Raw genomic sequence first — 20,957 nt, forward strand, 5'->3', positions numbered from 1 at the left:
TCGGGGCCGGCTACCCGGCCCTCGTCATTCGTCGTCCGGGGTAGCGGGATCCCGTTTCGCCCGCGGGTGGGCGCTGTCATACACCTTGGCCAGGTGCTGGAAGTCGAGGTGGGTGTAGATCTGGGTGGTAGAGAGATCGGCGTGCCCCAGCAGCTCCTGCACCGCCCGCAGATCGCCGGAGGACTCCAGCATGTGGGTGGCGAAGCTGTGGCGCAGCTTGTGGGGATGGACATGGGCGTTGAGCGCCTGCTTGTTGCCCCAGCCGTCGAGCCGCTCCTGCACCGAGCGGGCCGACAGGCGCTGCTTGCGTTTGGAGACGAACAGCGCCTCCTGCTCGTCGCCTGCCAGCAGGGGGCGCAGCTTGAGCCATTTTTGCAGCCACTCCACCGCCATTCGCCCCACCGGCAGCACCCGCTCCCGCGAGCCCTTGCCGGTCACCCTGAGCTGGCGCTCGTCGAGCTTCACGTCCGCCAGATTGAGCCCCACCAGCTCGGCGAGCCGCAGGCCGGAGGAGTACATCAGCTCCATGATGGCGCGATCCCGCACCGCCAGCGGATCCTGCTCGTCGGTGATGTTGAGCAGCTGATACATCTCGTCCACGTCCAGATTCTTGGGCAGCGGCCGCCCCTGCTTGGGGGTGACGATGCCCCGGGCCGGATTGGCGACCAGCCGCCCCTGGCGCACCTGCCAGTCACAGAAGCTGCGCAGGGCGGAGACCTTGGTGGCGAGCGAGAGGGGCGCGAGCCCGGCCTTGTGCATCCGGGTCACCAGGCTGCGCACCTGGCTCGCCTCGAGCCGGGCCCAGTCATCGACCCCGAGCTTCACCAGCTCGGCGGTCATGGCTTCCAGATGGGCCTGGTAGTTGCTGCGGGTGTGGGGGCTGAGCTGGCGCTCGACCCGCAGGTATTCGATGAAGGCCGCGAGCTCCCCCGCCAGCGCGGCCGGAAGGGGCTCGGCGGCAGGCGCCGCCTTGGTGGAGGGGCTGGCCGGCGCCTTAGCCACGGGCCAGCTCGGGCAGGCGCAGCTGCAGCAGGCGGCCGAGCTGACCCAGCAGCAGGGTGTCGTTGTGGGGAGTGAAGTGACTCGGATCCGAGCTGGCGAAGGCCAGCACGCCGAGATCGCCAAGCCGCATCAGGGCCACCGAGTTGACCAGCACGTCGTGACCGAACAGCGCCTGCTTCTCGCTCTGGTTGAGCCGGCCGAAGTAATAATCCTGCCCAGGCAGGCGCTGACCCAGCAGCTGTTCGAGCTGTTTGCCCTCCGCCATGAACTTCTGCTCGGGGCCGCTCAGCTGGAATTTTTTCGGGCTGAGCCAGAGCCGCAGGCCGGTCAGTCTCAGCCGCTGCACGAACGCCTTGCCCATCACGGCGCTCACCTCGAACAGGCTCTGACAGCCGTACAACTCGCCGTAGAGATCGGCATAGACCCGGAAGATCCGCTCGTTCTCGCTGGCGATCCCCATCAGCTCGGTGATCTCCTGCTCCAGCTGCTCGATGCGTTCGCGCTGGCGGTCAAGCTGGCGCTCCACCAGGGAGATGGCGCCCTTTTGTTCATGGGGAATGCGGATCCGGTCCAGCATGGCCGCGTGGCGCTGGAAAAACTCGGGATAACGGGCCAGGTACTCCAGCACTGTGGCTTCATCCACCAGTGGTTCCTGCCGTTTGAGTTCGCTCATAACTTGGTTGGTCCATCCGAAAAAGGGGCCAAGGGCCCCGACATTAGTGCTTGGCTGTGCGGGGGCTCCCCGCCCGTGCCTATAACTCTATCTGGCCGTCAAACACGTGCTCGGCCGGCCCGGTCATGTAGACCGGCTGACCCGGCCCCTTCCAGGCGATGGTCAGCTTGCCACCCGGCAGGGTGACGGTGACCCGCTCCTTGAGCTTGCCCTGGCTGATGCCGATCACCACGGCGGCACAGGCGCCGGTGCCGCAGGCGAGCGTCTCGCCCACCCCGCGTTCGAACACCCGCAGCTTGATCTCGCTGGCGTTGACCGTCTCCATGAAGCCGACGTTGACCCGCTCGGGAAAGCGTTCATGACGCTCCATGATGGGACCCAGGGTCTCCACCGGCGCATCGGCCACCGAGGGCACCTCGATGACGCAGTGGGGATTGCCCATGGAGACGGCCCCACACATCACAGTATGCTCCTGGGCCCGCAGCAGGTAGGTTTTTTCCGCCTTCTGGGCCCGAAACGGGATCTTGCCCGGCTCGAACTGGGGCACCCCCATGTTGACCGTGACCTGGTTCTCCCCCTCCAGCTGCAGCACGATGCGGCCACGCGCCGTGCTCACCGCGATGCGATCCCGGTTGATCAGCCCCTTGAGGCGGACGAAGCGGGCGAAACAGCGAGCACCGTTGCCGCACTGCTCCACCTCGCTGCCATCGGCATTGAAGATGCGGTAGTGAAAGTCGAGCTCGGGATCATAGGGCGGCTCCACCAGCAGCAGCTGGTCGAAGCCGATGCCGAAGTGGCGATCCGCCAGCTTCTTGATGACGTCATTGCTGAAAAACACCTTCTGGGTGACGCCATCAACCACCATGAAGTCGTTCCCGAGGCCGTGCATCTTGGAAAAATCTATCAACATCGTGCGTTCCTGTACCCTTGTTCACGCTCTCACCCGGAGGAACGCTTAGAGAAATCCATCAACCATCAGGGCAGCAAATGCTCACCGCGCCAGAGATCCGCCAACTGCTCGCGCTCTCTGATGAGGAACGACTGCGCTCCGTCCACCAGCACTTCGGCGGCGCGCGGACGGGTGTTGTAGTTGGAGGACATGGTAAAGCCGTAGGCACCGGCGGAACGCACCGCCAGCAGGGAGCCCTCGGCGATCGCCAGGGTACGCTCCTTGCCGAGGAAGTCGCCGGTCTCGCACACCGGGCCGACCACGTCGTAAACCGCCTGCTCGTGGCTCGCGCGGCTGTCCACCTCGATGATGTTCATCCAGGCGCCGTAGAGCGAGGGGCGCAGCAGATCGTTCATGCCGGCGTCGATCAGGGCGAAGTTGCGGCTCTCGCCCGGCTTGAGGTACTCGACCCGGGTCAGCAGCACGCCGGCGTTGGCGACGATGGCGCGGCCCGGCTCGAACAGCAGGGTCAGATCCCGGCCCGCCAGCTTCTGCTTGAGCGCCTCGGCATATTCGCTGGGATGGGGTGGCTGTTCGGCGCCGTAGTTGACCCCCAGGCCCCCGCCCACGTCCAGGTGGTGGATGTGGATGCCTTCCGCCGCCAGGCCGTCGATCAGCCGCAGCAGCTTGTCAGCCGCCTCCATGAAGGGATTCAATTCAGTGAGTTGCGAGCCGATATGGCAATCCACCCCGACGATCTCGATGTTGGCCATGGCCGCCGCCTTGCGGTAGATGGCGGGCGCCAGCTCGATGGGAATGCCGAACTTGTTCTGCTTGAGGCCGGTGGAGATATAGGGATGAGTACCGGCGTCGATGTCGGGGTTGACCCGCACCGACACCCGGGCCTTCTTGCCCATGCTGCCCGCCACCCGGTTCAGACGCTCCAGTTCGGCTTCCGACTCCAGGTTGAAGCAGAGGATCTCTTTATCCAGCGCGAGGCGCATCTCGGCCTCGCTCTTGGCGACGCCGGAGAAGACCACCTTGGCCGGATCGCCGCCCGCCGCCAGCACCCGCGACAGCTCGCCGCCGGAAACGATGTCAAAACCCGAACCCAGGCGGGCCAGCAGGTTGAGCAGCGCCAGGTTGGAGTTGGCCTTGACCGCGTAGCAGATCAGGTGGGGGATGTCGCCCGCCGCCTTGTCGAAGGCGTGCCAGTGACGTTCCAGGGTGGCGCGGGAGTAGACGTACAGCGGGGTGCCATACTGCTCGGCAAGTTGTTGCAGCGAGGTGTGTTCGGCCTGAAGCTGGCCGTCGGCGTCGTAGTTAAAGTGATCCAAGGGGGCGGTTCCTTCCTAAATTAGTGCGGCGCGGCCTCTGGGGCTGCCTCGGCGGTCGCAGGCGTCTGTGCTTGCGGTGTACTCTGGGTCTGGGGCTGCTCGGGGGGTGGCATGTAGAGCGGTCCCGTCAGGCCACACGCGGCCAAACCAAGAGACAGAAGAGTGGCAAGCAGACACTTGGTAAGCTGGGTAATCATAATGGTTCGCTGCGAAAAAATTTTTGGCCCTCTATAATCGCACTCACATTGTTAAAAGCAACAGGATAAACCGATGAAGGATCACGAGTATCACGCCCTGACCGACGCCTTTTTCCAGTATGTGGAAGACACCATCGACGAGGGGTATCCGGATATCGACTGCGAACGCGCTGGCGGGGTCTTGACCCTGAGCTTCGAGAACAAGACCAAGGTCATCATCAACAAGCAGGAGCCCCTGCACCAGATCTGGGTCGCCACCCGCGAGAACGGCTTCCACTTCGAGCTGCAAGGGGAAAGCTGGATCGACAACCGCTTCGGCCACGAGCTCAAGAGCCTGCTGAGCCAGGCCTGTAGCTCCCAGGCGGGCGAGCCCGTCCAGTTCCCATGATCGACCTGCACCCTGCCGATGCCCGTCATGCGGTGATCTGGCTGCACGGGCTGGGGGATTCCGGCGCCGGCCTGGCCCCCTTGGTGGATGCGCTGGCCCTGCCCGCCGACCTGCCGGTGCGTCACCTGCTGCCCGATGCGCCCGAGCGGCCCATCACCATCAACATGGGCTACAAGATGCGCGGCTGGTACGACATCAGAAGCTTCGAGGATCCGGCGGATCGCGCCGTGGAGTCCCATGTCAGGGAGTCTGCGGCCCGCATCGCCGCGCTGATCGAGCAACTGGTGGCCGAGGGCTTCGCCCCCGAGCGCATCGTGCTGGCCGGCTTCTCCCAGGGGGGCGTGATTGCCTCCTTCACCGCCCTGCGCCTGCCGCTGCGGCTGGCGGGCCTGCTCTGCATGTCCACCTATCTGGCGGCGCCCGACGCCCTGCTTGGTGAGATGAGCGAGGCCGCCCGCAGCCTGCCCATCTGCTACATGCATGGCATCTATGACGACGTGGTGAGCCTCTCCATGGGCTGGGACGCCAAGAACCGGCTGGAAGCGGCCGGACTCTCCCCCGAGTGGCACGAGTACCCCATGCGCCACGAGATCTGCCGCCCGCAGCTCGACGACATCCGCCAGTGGCTGCTGGCTCGCCTCGCGGACTGAGCCAGTTCCCGAATAGCCAAACGGCCTGCAGATGCAGGCCGTTTTCATTCGATATGGGCGATGATCCTGTGCAGCAGGGGGCCGAGACCGGGGCGCTTGCGCGCACGCCGGGCGGGCCCCTGCCCTACCCCGCGCCGGCGGCGGAACCGAGCTCGCGCCCCTGACCGCCATCGCGCAGCTGACCCTGGCTGCGGTAGGGGATCACCTCCAGCTCGCCATTGATCTGCACTATCTCGTAGTACTGGGGCAGGTTGAAGTTGCTGAACTGACCCGCGTCGCTGAAGCGCTCGTGGCTAGAGGTGTAGAAACGGTTCACCCCCTGCACCAGCTCATCCTTGTTGCCGGCGAAGTGCTGGTAGATCTCCACCCGGTTCGCCTCGTCCAGGATATAGATGTTGGTGCCCGCGTCCCGGGTATCGAAGAAGAACTGCACCAGCCCCTCGCTGGCGTAGGCGTCGACGATGCCGGGCAGGTGCTGGCTGTGGGTCTTGTCGAGCCGCAGCGGCAGGTGATCCAGCTTGTTGTGGGAGATGTGGCGGTAGAAGTCGACCGCATTCTCCAGTTTCTTGACCGACACCCCGCGCCGCTCGAAGAAGATGCCGTACTTCTCCTTGCCGAGCGCCAGCGTCTTGACCAGCTGCTGCTTGTCGCGGGCCAGACGCAGCTCGATGCACTCGGCCACCAGCTGCTGGAAGCGGCTGCGTACCAGGGAGCGGAAGTGCTGGCTGTAGCAGAACACCTCGATCATCTCGGGGGCGGCGGCATCCTGGTGCATCTTGCCGAGGATGGTGGTGAGGGCGTCCACCACGGCTTCGTCCCCCTGGAAGTGGAGGGTGCGGATCTCGCTCCAGGAGTTGCGATAGACGAGATCCACCGAACCCACCAGACACTCCAGGTTGCGGCCGAACGAGAAGACGTCGGCGGCGTTGGCGTCGAATTCGATCACCTGGCCCACCCAGTGGCTGGTCGGGTCCGTCTCCAGGTTGAGGAAGATGGAGAGCTGGCGAATTTCGCACGGCCGGCTCAGCGCCAGGTTGGTGGCACGGGGATACTTGACCGGGAAGGTGCCGGAGAGATCGCGACAGAACTGGTGCAGGTTGTCGATGTGCAGATCCGAGCCCTGGTTGAACAGGTGCACCCGGGACTGGGGCGTCAGCAAGCCGTTGAAGTAGGCCCAGGAGACCAGCTTGCTGATGTAGCCGTTATATTCGAGCGGCGCCCGGCCTATGATGTCCACCGGCTCCAGTGAATGCTTGTAGAGATACCAGCCGGCGCGGTTCAGGCGACCGTGCGGCACCTGCACGAAGCTCAGATCCGGCTCGCTCAGGTCCGGCGCTATCTTGAGGTTGATGCGCTGCACCTTGCCCGGCAGGCTCTCGAACGCGGCATAGAGCTTGCGCGACAGTATGCCGATGTCTTCCGGGTTGATGGACTCGCTGATGTTGTTGCGCCGGGCAAACTGGATGAGGTTGCGGTAGCTCTGCATCAGGGCCTCCAGCAGCTCGGCGTAGGCCACCTTGACGTCCTCCACCTTCCACTCCTGGCGGTGATCCAGATGCTGCAGCCGCTCCCGGCTCCAGCCCCAGTAGTCCACCAGCTGGGTCATCAGCTCGCGGCGCCAGGCCGGGGAGTGATCCTCTTTCGGATGGCTCAGGCCGTCGCACACCTTCAGATAGAAACAGCGGCGCACCAGATCGAGCCGCTGCATGTCGCCGATGGATTTGAGGTAGTTGGTCACCTTGTCCAGCATCAGGCAGTAGTTGTCGAGCCGGTAGTGCATCCCCTCGTTGTGCTGGAACCAGTCGCGGCTGGTCACCGACAACAGGCGGGTGTTGGGGTACTCGTGGGAGTAGGCCTCCATCAGCACCGACTTAAGCACCGCCTTGTAGGGGGAATCGATGCCCTTGTAGAGCTGCCAGAGGGCGGAGCCGAAGTACTCCTCGGCCGGAATGCGGTTGAAGCCCCCCAGATCGAGCCAGTCATCCTGGCTCAGCTTGCCGTGGGCAAACAGGCCGTTGACGTAGTCATCGTAGTGATCGTCATACTCGGCAGGCACCAGATACCAGAGCAGCCGCTTGCCGGCGATGTGCATGGCGCTGCGGTAGAACTCGTCGAGCAGCAGCAGGTGCTGGGCGCTGCCGCAGCTCTCACCCTGCATCTGGGCGTCGTTGCGCTGGCGGAACTTGTCCTCGGGGATCAGGAAGAAATTGAGATCGACCCCCCGCTGCTCGGCCCACTTGGAGAGTTGTTGACACTTGAGATCCAGCAGCGCGAGCCGCTCCTGCGACAGACCGGCCACATGGCAGACCCAGATGTCGAGATCCGAGTGGCAGCACTGACCGATGGACGAGGTGCTGCCCATGGAGTAGAGCCCCTGGATCGACTTGTCATGGGTGGTGAGGCCGTTCTGGCAGTTGGCGTTCTGGCAGAGATCCTCGATGAAGGCCTGCTGGGCGTCGTTGGCGGTAAAACTCCAGATGCCGTGCGGCACATCCCCCGCCACATAACCGGGCAGCAGGGGGTGATTGAAGTGCAGCATGACGGGTAACAGCTGGAAGACCTGCTGCCCGTAGCGACTCATGAGACCTAACGCCCGCTGCGTCTTGAGACGATTGATGTCGTCGTAGCGCGCCACCAGCGTGTCGAGTTTTACCAGCAATGCCCTGCCTATACGAGGTGATAAATGACGCACCAAAACGGGGAGACGTCAAAAAAGTGTGATCATGTTAACAATGCAAACAGCGGTGGTAAACAAGCCCGCACACAATCGCCGGATTATTTATGACAAGTCACTAAACAGTATCATTGGAAAGCAATAATTTTTTTAAATTTCAATCAATTAACCTTGCATTTTAGTTTAATGAAAATCATTTTCAGCCGCTGTTTTTGAGCTTGGCCCCGCTTTTGCCGGCTGTGCCATGAAAGCCCCTGCAAAGGGTGGTAAGATCGTTTTCCTTCTAAAGATGAAACAACTGATTGATATGGCAGCCCGAACCCTGAAAATTGCCACTCGCAAGAGCCCCCTGGCCATGTGGCAGGCCAACTTCGTCAAAGACCGGCTGGAAGCCCTGTACCCCGAGTTGCAGGTCGAGCTGGTCCCCATGAGCACTCAGGGTGACAAGATCCTGGATACCCCGCTCGCCAAGGTCGGCGGCAAGGGGTTGTTCGTCAAGGAGCTGGAAACGGCCATGCTGGAGGGACGGGCCGACATCGCCGTGCACTCCATGAAAGACGTGCCGGTGGAGTTCCCCGAGGGGCTCGGCCTGCACACCATCTGCGAGCGCGAAGATCCGCGCGATGCCTTCGTCTCCAACCGCTTCACTGCCATTGACGAGCTGCCGCAAGGCGCCGTGGTCGGCACCTCCAGCCTGCGTCGCCAGTGCCAGTTGCGCGCAGCACGCCCGGATCTGGTCATTCGCGACCTGCGCGGCAACGTCAACACCCGTCTCGCCAAGCTGGACGCCGGTGAATACGACGCCATCATCCTCGCCGCCGCCGGCCTGAAACGGCTGGAGATGGCGCACCGCATCACCGCCTTCATCGAGCCGGAACAGAGCCTGCCCGCCAATGGCCAGGGCGCGGTCGGCATCGAGTGCCGCCTCGACGATCACGAGCTGCACGCCCTGCTGGCACCGCTCGAGCACCCCGAGACCCGCATCCGGGTGCTGACCGAGCGCGCCATGAACCGTGCCCTGCAGGGGGGCTGTCAGGTCCCCATCGGGGCCTACGCCCTGGTAGAGGGAGAAGAAGTGTGGCTACGCGGCCTGGTGGGCAGCCCGGATGGCAGCCGCGTCATCCGCGACGAGATCCGCGGTCCGCTGGCCGACGGCGAAACCCTCGGTCACACCCTGGCCCAGCGCCTGCTGGCCGATGGTGCCGATGCCATCCTGGCCGAGGTCTACCGGGCATGAGTGCGGGCCGGTGCGAAGCATGGCCGCCATGCCGGAGCCAGCCCTGATGGTCCCGCTGGTGGTGCGCCCGGCCGCCCAGGCCGCCGAACTGGTGGCACTGCTGCGCCAGCACGGCCACGCACCACTCTGCTGCCCGCTGCTGGAAACCGTGGCGGGCGGCGAGCTGCAGCGCCTGCCCGAACTGCTGCCCCAGGCCGACATCGTCATCGCCGTCAGCATGCATGCAGTTAATTTCACTCATCATTTTCTGTTGCAAACTGGTCAGACCTGGCCAAATATTGACTACTTTGCAGTCGGCCAGGCCAGCGCGGACGCCTTTTCGGCCGTCGGCATCACGGCAGCCTGCCCGGAGGATCCGCGCAGCGAAGGGCTGCTGGCCCTGCCCGGCCTGCAACAGGTAAACGGCAAGCGGGTGCTGATCCTGCGCGGCAATGGTGGCCGGGATCTCATCGCCCGGACGCTGGCCTCACGCGGCGCACTGGTGCACTATTGTGCGGCCTATGAGCGCCACTACCCCGCTCTGGACGGGGGCGCATTGACCCGCCACTGGCAGGCGGCCGGGCTCGACAGCCTGCTCGTCACCAGTGGCGAACTGCTGCAACGGCTGCTGGAACTGGTCCCGGACCAACAGCAGCCCTGGCTGCACGACTGCCTGCTGGTGGTCCCCAGCCCGCGGGTGGCCGAGATGGCCGCGGCGGCGGGCTTTACCCATATCACGATTGCCCAGGGTGCATCCAACCAGGCCCTGACGGCCGCTCTGGAACTGAGGAAGATGGAATGACTGAACAGCAAGAAGTCCAGCCGAGTGCCGCGGCCTCCGTGGCCGACAACAAGCAACCCGGCCAGCAGGTCACCAATAACAAGAAGGGCGGCTCGGGTGCAGTGCTCGGCGGTATCGCCATCCTGCTGGCTCTCGGCCTGACCGGCGGACTCTATCTGCATGGCCACCAGAACGCGGTGGCCCAGCAGGCCGAACTTGGCGCCCTCAAGCAGCAGCTGGCTGACGCCATGGCCAAACTGGATCAGAGCAACAGCAAGGATGGCGAACAGCTGGCCGCCCTCGGCAAGCAGCAACAACTGCTGCAGGACGAGCTCAAGGGTCTGCAGACCCGGGTGCTGGATCTCAACGACAAGCGCCCCAACGACTGGATGCTGGCCGAATCCGAATACCTGGTGCGGATGGCCGGTCGCAAGCTGTGGCTGGAACACGACCTCGTCTCCGCCATCACATTGCTCGGCAATGCCGACGAGCGCATCAGGGCCCTCAACGATCCCAGCCTGATGCCCATCCGCAAGGCATTGGCCGAAGACATCGCCCAGCTCAAGGGGATGCCGCGCATCGACCGCGAGGGGCTGACCCTGAAGCTGGCCGCCCTCTCCGATCAGATCGAGCTGCTGCCGCTCTCTACCGTCAGCATGCCGGAAGCCAAGGCCGAACCGGATCAGGCCGTCAGCACCAACCCGGACGAGTGGGAGAGCAACCTCAAGAAGAACTGGGTCAAGTTCACCGAAAACTTCATCACCATCCGCCGTCGCGACGGCGCGGTGGAGGCCCTGCTCTCCCCGCAGCAGGAGATCTTCCTGCGCGAGAACCTCAAGACCAAGCTGCTGCAGGCCCAGCTCGCCGTCTACCGCGAGCAGCAGGCCCTCTATGACGACAGCCTGGACAAGGCCCAGCGCTGGCTGACCCAGTATTTCGACACCGACAACAGCGCCACCCACTACATGCAGTCCGAGCTGGACAAGCTCAAGGGGGAGCAGATCCAGTTCAACTACCCGGATCGCTTCAAGACCCAGGCCATGCTGGAAGAGGTGCTGACCGAGCGCCTGCAGCGCATTCTGGCCAGCAACTGAGGAGGGCACCATGATTCGTCTGATTGTACTGGTGGCCGTGATGGTGGCCGGCCTCATCTTCGGCCCGCAGGCCTCCGGCAACAAGGGCTATGTGCTGATCTCGCTGGGCAACTACACGGTGGAGTCCTCGGTCACCAGCGCGGTGATCCTGGCGGTGCTGTTCTACGGTCTCCTGCTCATTGTCGAGTGGGTGCTGGGCCGGGTATTCGGCCTGCGCCGCAAGACGCTGGGCTGGTATGGCTCGCGCCGGCGTCGCAAGGCCAACCAGCAGACCGTGGCCGCCACCCTGGCCATGGCCGAGGGGCACTACAGCCAGGCCGAGAAGCTGATGCTCAAGGGCGCCAGCAACAGCGACACCCCGCTGCTCAACTACCTGAGCGCCGCCAAGGCTGCCCAGGCCCGCGGCGATGACGTGCGCCGGGATCAATACCTGCAAAAGGCGCAGGAGGAGAACCCCAAGGCCGAGCTGGCGCTGACCCTGACCCAGACCCAGCTGCAGATCGAGCAGGGCCAGTACGACACCGCGCTGGCCATGCTGGAATCCGTCTACTCCCTCAACCCGCGCCATCCCATGGTGCTGGACCAGCTGCGCCAGGTGCACCTGGCCCGCGAGGACTGGACCGCCCTCATCGACCTCATTCCGGCGCTGCACAAGGTGGGCAAGCTCACCCCCAAACAGGAAGAAGATCTGCTGCAACAGGCCTGGCGCGGCCGCCTCAGCGCCGCCAGCGGCGCCCTCGATACCCTGCGCCCGGTGTGGCAGGCGCTGCCGCGCAAGCTGCGCCAGGATCCCGAGCTGTTGGCCGCCTATGGCGATCGCCTGCGCCAGCTGGGGGCCGACAATGAAGCGGCCGAGCTGTGGCTGGATGCGCTGCGCAAGCAGGTCTCACCCCAGTTGCTGGCCCGCCTGCCCAAGCTCAGGCTCGACAGCTACCAGCCCCTGCTGACCCTGCTGCAGAAGATCCAGGATCAGCCGGGCGTCGACGCGGCGCTGGCCCAGGTCTACCTGCTGGCCGGTCAGCTGGACGAGGCCCAGCGTCTGCTGGAGCAGGAGGTGGCGAAGGCGCCCAATGCCGCCGTCTACCACGCCCTCGGTCAGGTAATGGACAAGCGCCGGCTGACCAACAAGGCCAACGAGTACTACCGCCAGGCATTGCAGCTGGCCGACGTCTGACGTCCGTTCGTCGCAAAATAAAAAGAGGCCGCAGTTGCGGCCTCTTTCTATTGGGATTATTGGGATTATTGGGATTGCTACGGATGGCTGCCCTCCCTTCTCCCCTCGCGGGAGAAGGGTCGGGGATGAGGGGGAACCAGCTACCACCCTCACCCTACCCTCTCCCTGAGGGAGAGGGTCAGCCTCAGGCCGTCATTCGTTCCAGCTCACCGATAAGCCAGATGGCCTCTTCCCTGTGGTAGCCGCACACGTCCTGCATGGGACGAAAGCCGCTGCACACCGCCGGGCGTTCGGGCTGGCCGAAGATCTTGCAGCCCAGCCGCGCATCGAGCTGCACACAGGGCACGCCGGCCGGTTTGCCGTCGGGCATGCCGGGGATGGCACTGCTGATACTGGGGGCGATGCAGCAGGCACCGCAACCTTGACGACATTCCATGTAATGCTTTCCTCGGCAGGGTGCGCCAGTGTAGCAAAGGGCGGGGATTTTCCTCACTGTTATCCCGGCCCTGCCATGAAATAGTGCCCTTGCCAACAGACAACAAAAAGCCCGACAGCGTCGGGCTTTTTGTTGCCGGTACCATGCAGGTTGCCCCGCGCGCATCCTGATTAGAGGATGATGTCGCGCACCACGCTGTCTTTGCGATCCAGGAAGTGAATCGACTTGATGCGGCGGATGGTCCGCGATTTGCCACGGATCAGCAGAGTCTCGGTGGTCGCCATGACGCCGTCGCTGGTGATGCCATCCAGCAGATCACCCTTGGTGATGCCGGTGGCCGAGAAGATGACGTTGTCATTCTTGGCCAGGTCTTCCAGCTTGAGCACCTTGCTCACGTCGATGCCGAGCGCCTCGCAGCGGGCAATTTCCTGCTCGCCCAGCGCACGCACTTCCGGGCTGTCGCCCTTGACCTGATGACGGGGCACCAGGCGGGCCTGCATGTCACCGTCCAGCGCACGGATCACCGCCGCCGAGATCACCCCTTCCGGTGCGCCACCGATGCCGTACAGCATGTCCACTTCGCTGTCCGGCAGGCAGGTGAGGATGGAGGCGGCCACGTCGCCGTCGGGAATGGCGAACACCCGCACACCCAGCCCCTGCATCTCCTTGATCGCCTTGTCGTGACGCGGCTTGGCCAGGGTGATCACGGTCAGGCGAGAGAGCGGCTTGCCGAGCGCCTTGGCCACGGCCTTGAGGTTCAGCTCGAGGGCCTGATCGAGGTCGATGGCACCCTTGGCCTTGGGACCCACGATCAGCTTCTCCATGTACATGTCGGGGGCCTTGAGGAAGGAGCCCTTGTCGCCGACGGCCAGCACGGCCAGGGCGTTGGCCTGACCCATGGCGGTCATGCGGGTACCCTCGATGGGATCGACCGCGATGTCCACCGCGTCGCCCATGCCGGTGCCCACCTTCTCGCCGATGTAGAGCATGGGAGCTTCGTCAATTTCACCCTCGCCGATAACAATCTCACCATCGATCTGGATCTGATTGAGGATATGGCGCATGGCCGCAACGGCCGCCCCATCGGCGATATTCTTGTCACCACGTCCGAGCCACTTGTAGCCAGCCAGTGCAGCCGCTTCCGTCACTCGGGAAAACTCGATTGCCAGTTCACGTCTCATCGCATATCCAACCTTTGGAGCTCGAAAACGGGCGGCATTCTACCACAAGGGCAAACCTTTGCGCGCAAAAGTGGCGGTTCGTCACACAAAACACGGCCCTTTCACCAATTTGACATCAAACCGCCACTGACACTTCACGAGAGTGTCACCCCGCTGTCATCCCCCCTGCCTAGCATGGCCCCCGTCTTTTACAACAAAGCTTGCAACACAAGGGATTAAGATGAAAAAGCTGACTGTAGTGGCACTGGCTCTCACCGCGGCCTTCCAGGCTCAAGCCGTTGAAGTTTACAAGAATGACACCACCACCCTGGATCTGTACGGCCGCATCTATGCCGGCCAGTTCTTCGGTGACAAGAAGGAAGGGGTCGACAGCACCCATCCGAACGGAACCCAGGAGTACAGCGACAAGCAGGGCGCCAACCAGTTCGTCCGCTTCGGCGCCAAGGTCGACAGCCAGATCAACAGCCAACTGAAGGCGCTGGCCCAGTACGAAGTGCAGATGTACATCAACGACAGCGAGAAGACCATCAGCGAGAACTCCGACAACCTGCGCACCCGTCTGGCGTTCGCCGGTGTCGGCGCCGACTGGGGCAACATCACCTTCGGTCGCCAGAAGGGGGCCCCTGGCTTCCTGGCCGACTGGACTGACGTTTCCCTCTCCGACGGCTACGGCAACGAGGCCCTCGGCGCCAAGACCGATACCTTCGCCACCAACCGCGCCGGTTCCGTGCTGAAGTACTCTGGTCTGTTCAACGGCTTCCAGATCGATACCAGCTACAAGTTCGACGGCGGTGACACCGAAGAGACCACCAGCAAGGACAGCGATGCCGCCTACGGCGCCGCCGTGGCCTACACCTTCCCGTTCAATCTGGCACTGGGTACCGCCTACAACGTGGGTATCCGCGACAAGAACGGGGAAGAGGATGCCAAGCTGTGGCTGCTCTCCGCCAAGTACGACAACAAGGCCGTCTACGCCGCCCTGAGCTATGCGGACGGCAGTGACTTCCTGGCCACCGGCAAGGATCACACCGGCTGGGAAGGGGCGCTGGGCTACAACTTCGAGAACGGCTTCGGCCTGATGGCGCTGTGGAACAAGCAGAAGGTGGAGCAGTCCGGCAAGGCCGACTACGACTCCATCGACTACTACACCCTGGGCGCCCAGTACAAGTTCAACAAGAACCTGCGCGTCATCGGCGAGTACCGCATCAACAACCTCGACAGCAAAGAGAGCGGCAAGCTCAACGTCAAGGATGACTTCCAGCTGGCGGCCCGCTACGACTTCTAAGTCGGGCCCCTCTGCTCTGCGCGCGCCGGCTGATGCCGGCGCGCTCTTTTTGGTCCGCCCCGACGCGCCCGGCCCTCCATGATCTAGGCTCAACAGAGCCAAGACGAGGAGATCATCATGCCGCTACGCCTGCTCATCTGCTGCTGCCTGCTCTGCGCCCTGCCCGTTCAGGCGCTGACCATCGCCATGGTGCTGTGGCGCGGCGAAACGGACGCCGAGCGCGGCTTTCGCGACGAGCTCAACCGGCTCGGTCATCACCCCACCTTCGTCACCTTCAACGCCAATCAGGACAGAACCGCGCTGGCCACCCTGCTGCGCCAGCAGCTGCTGCCCTCCCTCGCCGACTACGACTACATCTACTGCTTCGGCACCACCGCCACGGCCATGGTCAAGAGCCTGGTGGGCAACCGCAAGCCGCTGATTTTCAGCATAGTGTCCGACCCCGTCGGGGCCGGTTTCCTGTCCGACGACAAGACGGAAAACCGGATGGTGGCCGGCACCAGCAACATGGTGCCGATGGCGCTGCAGCTCGCCAACGCCCGCCGCTATCTGCCCGCCAGCAAGGGGCTGCTGCTGCCGTTCAACCCGCGCGAGCAGAACACCCTGCTGACCGGCGAGATGCTGCTGCGCGAGGCCCGTCGCTACCAGTGGGAACTCACCACCTGGCGCATCGCACCGGACAAGCGGCGACTGGCCAACGAGCTCAAGCGGCTGCAGCGCGACGCCAAAGAGAGCATCGTGTTTCTCGCCGCCGACAGCTACCTGCTCTCCATCGCCCCCGAGCTACTGGCCGCCCTCAACGAGGCGGGCATCCCCACCATCTGCAGCGCCGAGCTCTATGTGGAGCACGGCTGCACCATCGGCACCATCAGCAGCTATCAGGCCCTCGGCCGGATGGCGGCCAACATCATCCACCGCAACCTGCAGGGCACCCCGCTGCAGGATATCCCGCTGCAGACCGACCCGGCGCCGCGGCTGGTGCTGGGCAAGCAGCTGGCCGGGATCGCCCCCGCCGCCGCCGACCACTGAGCCCCTCATCCCCCTTCTTCTCTCCTCCCGTTACCTTGCCGACAGGGCCCCCTGCCGGCAGGGCGAGTCATCCGATACCCAGCCCCATCGTCAAAACATGTTTCTATTGCACAGCTAATGAAAATCAATATCATTAGCATCCTCTCAAATGAGAGAGAACAAAATAATTACAAATAAATCAATAAGTTCAGACCATCAGGTCGCTTCTTCAAGAGTCAACACGCAACATGCACACACCTCACCACCCGCGCACTCTGCTGAGTGTCGCCCTGCTGGCCCTGAGCGCCGGCGCACACGCCGAAGACGAGACCATGACAGTGGTCGGCAAACGCAGCCAACATGAAGAGGTCGCCACTGCGACCCGTACCAACACCCCGGCCAAGCTGGTGCCGCAGGCCATCGACAGCGTCAAGGCGAGCGAGCTGACCGCCTTCGGCCAGCCCACCCTGAGCGAAGCCCTGACCGGCATCCCCGGCGTCAACGCCAGCGGTGACACCCGCTTCGACGGGGTCAACATCCGCGGCTTCAGCGCCAGCAACGACTTCTATCTGGACGGTTTTCGCGACGACATGCAGTACACCCGCGACCTTGGCAACACAGAACGGGTCGAAGTGCTCAAGGGACCGGCGTCGGTGCTCTACGGCCGTGGCAGCACAGGCGGCATCGTCAATCGGGTCAGCAAGAAGCCACAGAAGGGGCTGGAGTCCAGCGTCAGCGCCCAGGTCGGCAGCTTCGACAGCCGCCGGCTGGCTGCCGACCTCAACGGTGAAGCGGGTGAGCAGGTGCAGGTGCGTCTCAACCTGGCTCAGGAAGACAAGGACAGCTTTCGCAACGGCGTGACCAGCAAACGCACCCTGCTGGCCCCCTCCGTCAACTGGGAGATCAACGACAAGCTGAACTGGCTGCTGCAGTACGAGCGCAACGAGCACGACCGCACCCCGGATCGCGGCATCCCCGGCATCAACGGCCGCCCGGCCGACGTGCCGAAGGAGTATGTCTACAGCGATACCCGCCGCGACTTCATCGACGATGTGGCCCAGTCCACCCGTTCGCGCCTCAGCTGGGACATCAACGATCAGTGGCAACTGCGCCAGCAGCTGGGCTACACCAGCCTCGACAGCCAGTTCGACAACACCTATGTCACCAGCGTCAAGGGTGACAAGGTGACCCGCGCCCGCTGGCAACAGGATCTCAAGGCCAGCAGCCTGATCAGCAACACCGAGGTCGAAGGCCAGCTGCAGACCGGCCCCGTCGAGCACCGCCTGCTGGTGGGCTTCGAGCAGAACTGGCAGGAGCGCACCCCCAAGCTCTACCAGAACGCCACCGCGATCCCGGCCGGCAACCTCTATGATCCGGGCTCCCTGCCCACCTACGACGGCGCCATGAAGCTCTCCAGCGACGCCAACCACAAGGTGCGCGGCTATGGCCTCTATGTGCAGGATCAGCTCAGCCTGGGCGACTGGCACCTGCTGGCGGGTCTGCGCCGCGACGACTTCACCGTCACCAGCCGCCGCAACGACCTCAACAAGGAGGAGACCGTCTCGGTCAGCAGCCTGAGCCCGCGCCTGGGCCTGGTGTGGAACCCGATCGAGGAGCACGCCTTCTACGCCTCCTACAGCAAGACCTTCACCCCGGTGGGTGGCGAGCTTATTGGCATCACCCCGGGCGACAAGAACAACAACCTGGATCCCCAGCACACCCGGCTGTACGAGGGCGGCGTGAAGAGCGACTGGCTGGATGGCCGCCTGGCGACCACCCTCTCCCTCTACCGGCTGGAGATGTACAACAAGCGCAGCAAGGATCCGCTGGATCCCACCAAGGTGATCCTCACCGGCCTGCAGCGCACCGAGGGGATCGAGCTGAGTGCCCGTGCCCAGCTGACCGACGAGCTCTACCTGCGCGGCGGCATCGCCATCCAGGATGCCGAGCAGGTCAAGGCGGACGCCGATCTGCAGGGCAAGCGGCCGATGAACGTCTCTCGCCAGAACGGCGAGCTGTTCGCCGGCTATCAGAGCGGCAAGCAGGGCTGGTTCGGCGAGACCGGGGTGACCGCGGTGGGCGATCGCTTCGCCGACAACGCCAACACCACCACCCTGCCCGGTTACGCCCGCTTCGACGCCCGTGCCGGCTACCGCTGGCAGCAGTGGGAAGCCCAGCTGAGCGTGGAGAACCTGAGCGATCACGACTACTTCGTCAGTGCCACCAGCGCCTCCCAGATCATGCCGGGCACACCCCGTCAGCTGCATCTGAGCGCCGCCTACCGCTTCTGATCCCTCCCTTTTCCCGATCCCTCTGGCCAGCTCCTGCTGGCCAGATTTTTATGAAGCACCGAGCAATGAGACGCAGAAAACTCCCCCTGCACAACAACAAGTGGGTGCGCCGCATCCACGCCTGGGCCGGCTTTGCCACCCTCACCCTGATGCTGCTCTACGGCCTCACCGGCCTCTGGCTGCAACACAGGGCCGTGCTGCCGCTGCCCGGCCCCCACACCGATAAATCCAGTGAAGAGATAGTACTGAGCGCGCCGCTGGCCAGCCCGGATGAGCTGAAAAGCCTGCTGCAACAACGCTATGCAGCAGGGTTCGAGGAGGGGCGCGTCCAGCTCACCCCGCCCCAGACCCTGCCCACCCCCGACGGCCCGCTCACCCTGCCGGCCCGCTGGGAGATGCGCGGCGTCACCCTGAGCGAAAGCTTGGCCGCCAGCTATGTGGCAGGCACCCTGCTGGTGCGCACCGAACTGCAGCAGGCCAACTTCGCCGCCAGCCTCAACCGGCTGCACCGTGGCATGGGCACCGGCCTGCCGTGGCAGCTGGTGGGGGATCTGGCGGCGCTGGCCATGCTGCTGTTGGCCCTCACCAGCCTGTTGATGTGGAACAAGCTGCACGGCCCGGCCGCGCGCGGCATCGCCCTGCTGCTGCTGGGCGCCCTGGTCACCGTGCTGGTGGCCCTGCTCTAGGGCGTTTACCGACGACAAAACGGGATCGGCCTCTCGGCGGCAGTAACCTTGCCTGCACCTCGGGTAACAAAGGGTAACCGGCCGCCGATGGGGTTCACAGTTGCCGGCCTGGCGGCTGGATGGGGGCCACCCGCAGCTGCTAGGGTGCGCCCTCAACCCAAGCGGCAAGAGGCAGCATGCGCATCTCCAGCATCGAATGCGGACGGGTAGTGGCCATCCTGGCGGTGATGACCATTCACCTCTCCCCCTTCAGCAATCCCTTCGATCCCACCCTGTGGGACGGCACGCCCTACCCCCTGCTCGGGGCCATCATCAACCAGCTCTGCCGCTTCGCGGTGCCGCTGTTCTTCCTCTGCGCCGGCTACTTTCTGCAACCCGCCCTCGCCGCAGGCCGCCCGCTGACGGTGGCGCTGCGCTACTGCCGCCCCCTGCTGGGGCTCTGGCTGGCGTGGAGCCTGCTCTATCTGCTGATCCCCTTCAACCCGCTCGCGGCGGTGAGCGAGGGCTACCTGCCGGCCATGGCAGGCCAGTGGCAGATGCAGCTGGGGGATCCGCTCAACGTCTGGTGGGTCGGCGGCATGATCCACCTCTGGTTCCTGCCCGCCCTGATGCTGGCGGTGCTGATCCTGGGGCTCTGCCAGCAGGCCCGTCTGCCCCGGCTGGCCCTGCTGCTGGGCGTCCTGCTCTACGGGCTGGCCCTGCTCGGCGGCTCCTATGGCCCGCCGCTGCTGGGGGGCGAGTGGGCCCTGCTGACCCGCAACGGCCCCTTCTTCTCGCTGCTGTTCGTGGCCCTCGGCGCCGAGCTGCGCCTGCGCGCCTGGCAGCCGGATGCCAGGCGCTGCGCCCTGCTGATGATGGCGGGGATGGGGCTCTACGCCCTGGAGGCTGCAGGGCTGCTGCACCTGGCCGCCGTGCCCCTCAACCGCCACGACTTCCTGCTGGGTTCGCTCCCCTGGGCGCTGGGGCTGTTCGGCCTGCTGCTGGCCAATCCGGGCTGGGGCCGGGGCAGCTGGCTCGAACGCCAGGCCCCCAAGGTGCTGGGCCTCTACTGCCTGCACATGATGCTGGTGGTGTGGCTGATGATCTTCGGCCCGCAGGGCAAGCAGGTGTGGTGGGAGCTGCTGAAGGTGCCGGCGTTGCTGGCGCTCACCCTGCTCGGCTATCGGTTGCTGGCGCTGGGGGCGGCCAGTCGCTGGCTGCTGCGGGCCCGCTGAGGGAAATGAGGATGGGAGGGAGGCAGATCCCTCCCCACTCGAGGCTGAATGATGGGTTCAATTTTTATTCATCGCGGATAGATAAACTCCGGGACTCCTTAAACGCGAACCCAGGAGTCATCATCCCATGACGTTGTTCACCAAGACCCTGTTTACCAAGCAAGCCGGCCTTGTCCTCGTTCTGCTCGCCGCCAGCGGCTCCCTCAGCGCCGCCGAAATCGCCAACAACAACATCACCGAAGCCGAGATCAAGGCCGCCCAGGATGCCTGGGGCAAGGCCCTGATCCAGATCAGCGACGACTACCGCAGCGGCGGCATCGACAAGGCCAGGGCCACCGCCGGCGCCGTGCTCGACAGCGCCTACGGCTACGCTCAGGGGCCGGTACTGTTCAAGCCGACCCTGGCAGGCGGCGAGCAGACCTTTCGCATCAACCGGGAGGGGGCGCTGGCCTACTTCGTCGGCAACAACAAGGCATATCCCGCCGACAGCGGCTTCGCCCTCAAGAACTGGCAGAGCTACGACTACAGCAATGCCGCCGTCTACATCAACGGCGACATGGCCCTCACCATGGGCAAGGTGCACCTGACCGACCGGGACAACAAGCAGACCACGGTCGACAAGACCTGGGGCTTCAAGAAGGGGGACGACGGCAAAGTACGCATCGTGCTGCACCACTCCTCCCTCCCCTACGCCGGCTAACGGCAACAGGCGACCTGCGGGTCGCCTTTTTTGTTACGAGGGCTCCACTTTTGCCCGCTGGCGGGTGACGGCAGAGCCTGT

General features: G+C 64.4%; 20 protein-coding genes. 12 read left to right on the plus strand and 8 right to left on the minus strand.

The annotated features are described in order from the left end of the window. Positions 1 to 24: 24 nt before the first annotated feature. The 5 genes from xerC to I6L38_RS16960 form a co-directional block, all read right to left on the minus strand. Entirely contained in the window at positions 25 to 1,002 is a 978-nt protein-coding gene (gene xerC, locus I6L38_RS16940) for a tyrosine recombinase XerC (RefSeq protein ID WP_302055687.1), read from the minus strand. Continuing rightward, the gene (locus I6L38_RS16945; protein ID WP_017779784.1) at positions 995 to 1,675 is read right to left on the minus strand and encodes a DUF484 family protein; all 681 of its coding nucleotides are present in this window, start codon (positions 1,673 to 1,675) and stop codon (positions 995 to 997) included. The genes xerC and I6L38_RS16945 overlap by 8 nt, the downstream gene beginning before the upstream one ends. Before the next feature lie 79 nt (positions 1,676 to 1,754). Next, a complete protein-coding gene (dapF, locus tag I6L38_RS16950; protein WP_005308255.1) occupies positions 1,755 to 2,585 on the minus strand; it encodes a diaminopimelate epimerase in 831 nt (276 codons plus the stop codon). A gap of 65 nt (positions 2,586 to 2,650) precedes the next feature. Then, complete coding sequence (gene lysA, locus I6L38_RS16955; RefSeq protein ID WP_005308254.1) at positions 2,651 to 3,901, minus strand: diaminopimelate decarboxylase; 1,251 nt, start codon at positions 3,899 to 3,901, stop codon at positions 2,651 to 2,653. Positions 3,902 to 3,921: 20 nt separating this feature from the next. Further along, positions 3,922 to 4,098, minus strand: coding sequence for a lipoprotein (locus I6L38_RS16960; RefSeq protein ID WP_115599465.1), 177 nt, complete (start codon positions 4,096 to 4,098; stop codon positions 3,922 to 3,924). A 73-nt stretch (positions 4,099 to 4,171) separates the two neighbouring features. On the opposite strand from I6L38_RS16960, the gene cyaY reads away from it, so the two are divergent. Together cyaY and I6L38_RS16970 are read left to right on the plus strand one after the other, a co-directional pair. Further along, a complete protein-coding gene (gene cyaY / locus I6L38_RS16965) occupies positions 4,172 to 4,486 on the plus strand; it encodes an iron donor protein CyaY (protein WP_201882412.1) in 315 nt (104 codons plus the stop codon). Beyond that, positions 4,483 to 5,136 carry an alpha/beta hydrolase gene (locus I6L38_RS16970; protein ID WP_043171498.1) on the plus strand — a complete coding sequence of 218 codons (654 nt, stop codon included), beginning with the start codon at positions 4,483 to 4,485 and terminating at the stop codon, positions 5,134 to 5,136. The genes cyaY and I6L38_RS16970 overlap by 4 nt, the downstream gene beginning before the upstream one ends. Positions 5,137 to 5,260: 124 nt before the next feature. On the opposite strand, the gene I6L38_RS16975 is transcribed toward I6L38_RS16970, so the two are convergent. Next, positions 5,261 to 7,795: a class I adenylate cyclase gene (locus I6L38_RS16975; protein WP_010635310.1), complete on the minus strand. Its 2,535-nt coding sequence runs from the start codon at positions 7,793 to 7,795 to the stop codon at positions 5,261 to 5,263. A 322-nt stretch (positions 7,796 to 8,117) separates the two neighbouring features. On the opposite strand from I6L38_RS16975, the gene hemC reads away from it, so the two are divergent. From hemC to I6L38_RS16995, 4 genes are read left to right on the plus strand one after another with little or no spacing between them, the layout of a single operon-like run. Beyond that, positions 8,118 to 9,047, plus strand: coding sequence for a hydroxymethylbilane synthase (gene hemC / locus I6L38_RS16980; RefSeq protein ID WP_155292470.1), 930 nt, complete (start codon positions 8,118 to 8,120; stop codon positions 9,045 to 9,047). A 46-nt stretch (positions 9,048 to 9,093) separates the two neighbouring features. Beyond that, the gene (locus I6L38_RS16985) at positions 9,094 to 9,828 is read left to right on the plus strand and encodes a uroporphyrinogen-III synthase (protein WP_043171517.1); all 735 of its coding nucleotides are present in this window, start codon (positions 9,094 to 9,096) and stop codon (positions 9,826 to 9,828) included. Continuing rightward, positions 9,825 to 10,901, plus strand: a complete 1,077-nt coding sequence (locus I6L38_RS16990; RefSeq protein WP_043171497.1) for a uroporphyrinogen-III C-methyltransferase — start codon at positions 9,825 to 9,827, stop codon at positions 10,899 to 10,901. The genes I6L38_RS16985 and I6L38_RS16990 overlap by 4 nt, the downstream gene beginning before the upstream one ends. Positions 10,902 to 10,911: 10 nt before the next feature. Continuing rightward, complete coding sequence (locus tag I6L38_RS16995) at positions 10,912 to 12,075, plus strand: heme biosynthesis HemY N-terminal domain-containing protein (RefSeq protein ID WP_005308239.1); 1,164 nt, start codon at positions 10,912 to 10,914, stop codon at positions 12,073 to 12,075. Positions 12,076 to 12,259: 184 nt separating this feature from the next. Here the strand turns inward: I6L38_RS16995 and I6L38_RS17000 are convergent, their stop codons facing one another. Then, on the minus strand, positions 12,260 to 12,511 hold the full coding sequence (locus I6L38_RS17000; protein ID WP_005308237.1) for a YkgJ family cysteine cluster protein: 252 nt from the start codon (positions 12,509 to 12,511) through the stop codon (positions 12,260 to 12,262). Positions 12,512 to 12,681: 170 nt separating this feature from the next. After that, positions 12,682 to 13,692: a class II fructose-bisphosphatase gene (gene glpX / locus I6L38_RS17005; RefSeq protein ID WP_005308234.1), complete on the minus strand. Its 1,011-nt coding sequence runs from the start codon at positions 13,690 to 13,692 to the stop codon at positions 12,682 to 12,684. 220 nt (positions 13,693 to 13,912) lie between these two features. Between glpX and I6L38_RS17010 the strand changes: the two genes are divergently transcribed. The 6 genes from I6L38_RS17010 (at position 13,913) to I6L38_RS17035 (ending at position 20,876) form a co-directional block, all read left to right on the plus strand. After that, positions 13,913 to 14,977, plus strand: a complete 1,065-nt coding sequence (locus I6L38_RS17010; protein ID WP_010635316.1) for a porin — start codon at positions 13,913 to 13,915, stop codon at positions 14,975 to 14,977. 117 nt (positions 14,978 to 15,094) lie between these two features. Next, on the plus strand, positions 15,095 to 16,006 hold the full coding sequence (locus tag I6L38_RS17015) for an ABC transporter substrate-binding protein (protein ID WP_005308231.1): 912 nt from the start codon (positions 15,095 to 15,097) through the stop codon (positions 16,004 to 16,006). 227 nt (positions 16,007 to 16,233) lie between these two features. Next, positions 16,234 to 18,276 (plus strand): TonB-dependent siderophore receptor, encoded by a 2,043-nt coding sequence (locus I6L38_RS17020; RefSeq protein ID WP_216988762.1) that lies wholly within the window; start codon positions 16,234 to 16,236, stop codon positions 18,274 to 18,276. Positions 18,277 to 18,341: 65 nt separating this feature from the next. Next, a complete protein-coding gene (locus I6L38_RS17025; RefSeq protein WP_216988763.1) occupies positions 18,342 to 18,962 on the plus strand; it encodes a PepSY-associated TM helix domain-containing protein in 621 nt (206 codons plus the stop codon). Between the two features lie 176 nt (positions 18,963 to 19,138). Beyond that, a complete protein-coding gene (locus I6L38_RS17030) occupies positions 19,139 to 20,176 on the plus strand; it encodes an acyltransferase (protein ID WP_216988764.1) in 1,038 nt (345 codons plus the stop codon). Positions 20,177 to 20,303: 127 nt separating this feature from the next. After that, a complete protein-coding gene (locus I6L38_RS17035; protein WP_005308223.1) occupies positions 20,304 to 20,876 on the plus strand; it encodes a hypothetical protein in 573 nt (190 codons plus the stop codon). Positions 20,877 to 20,957: the final 81 nt, after the last annotated feature.

It is taken from the genome of Aeromonas sp. FDAARGOS 1408 (genome assembly GCF_019048665.1).
GTDB classification, from domain to species: domain Bacteria; phylum Pseudomonadota; class Gammaproteobacteria; order Enterobacterales; family Aeromonadaceae; genus Aeromonas; species Aeromonas dhakensis.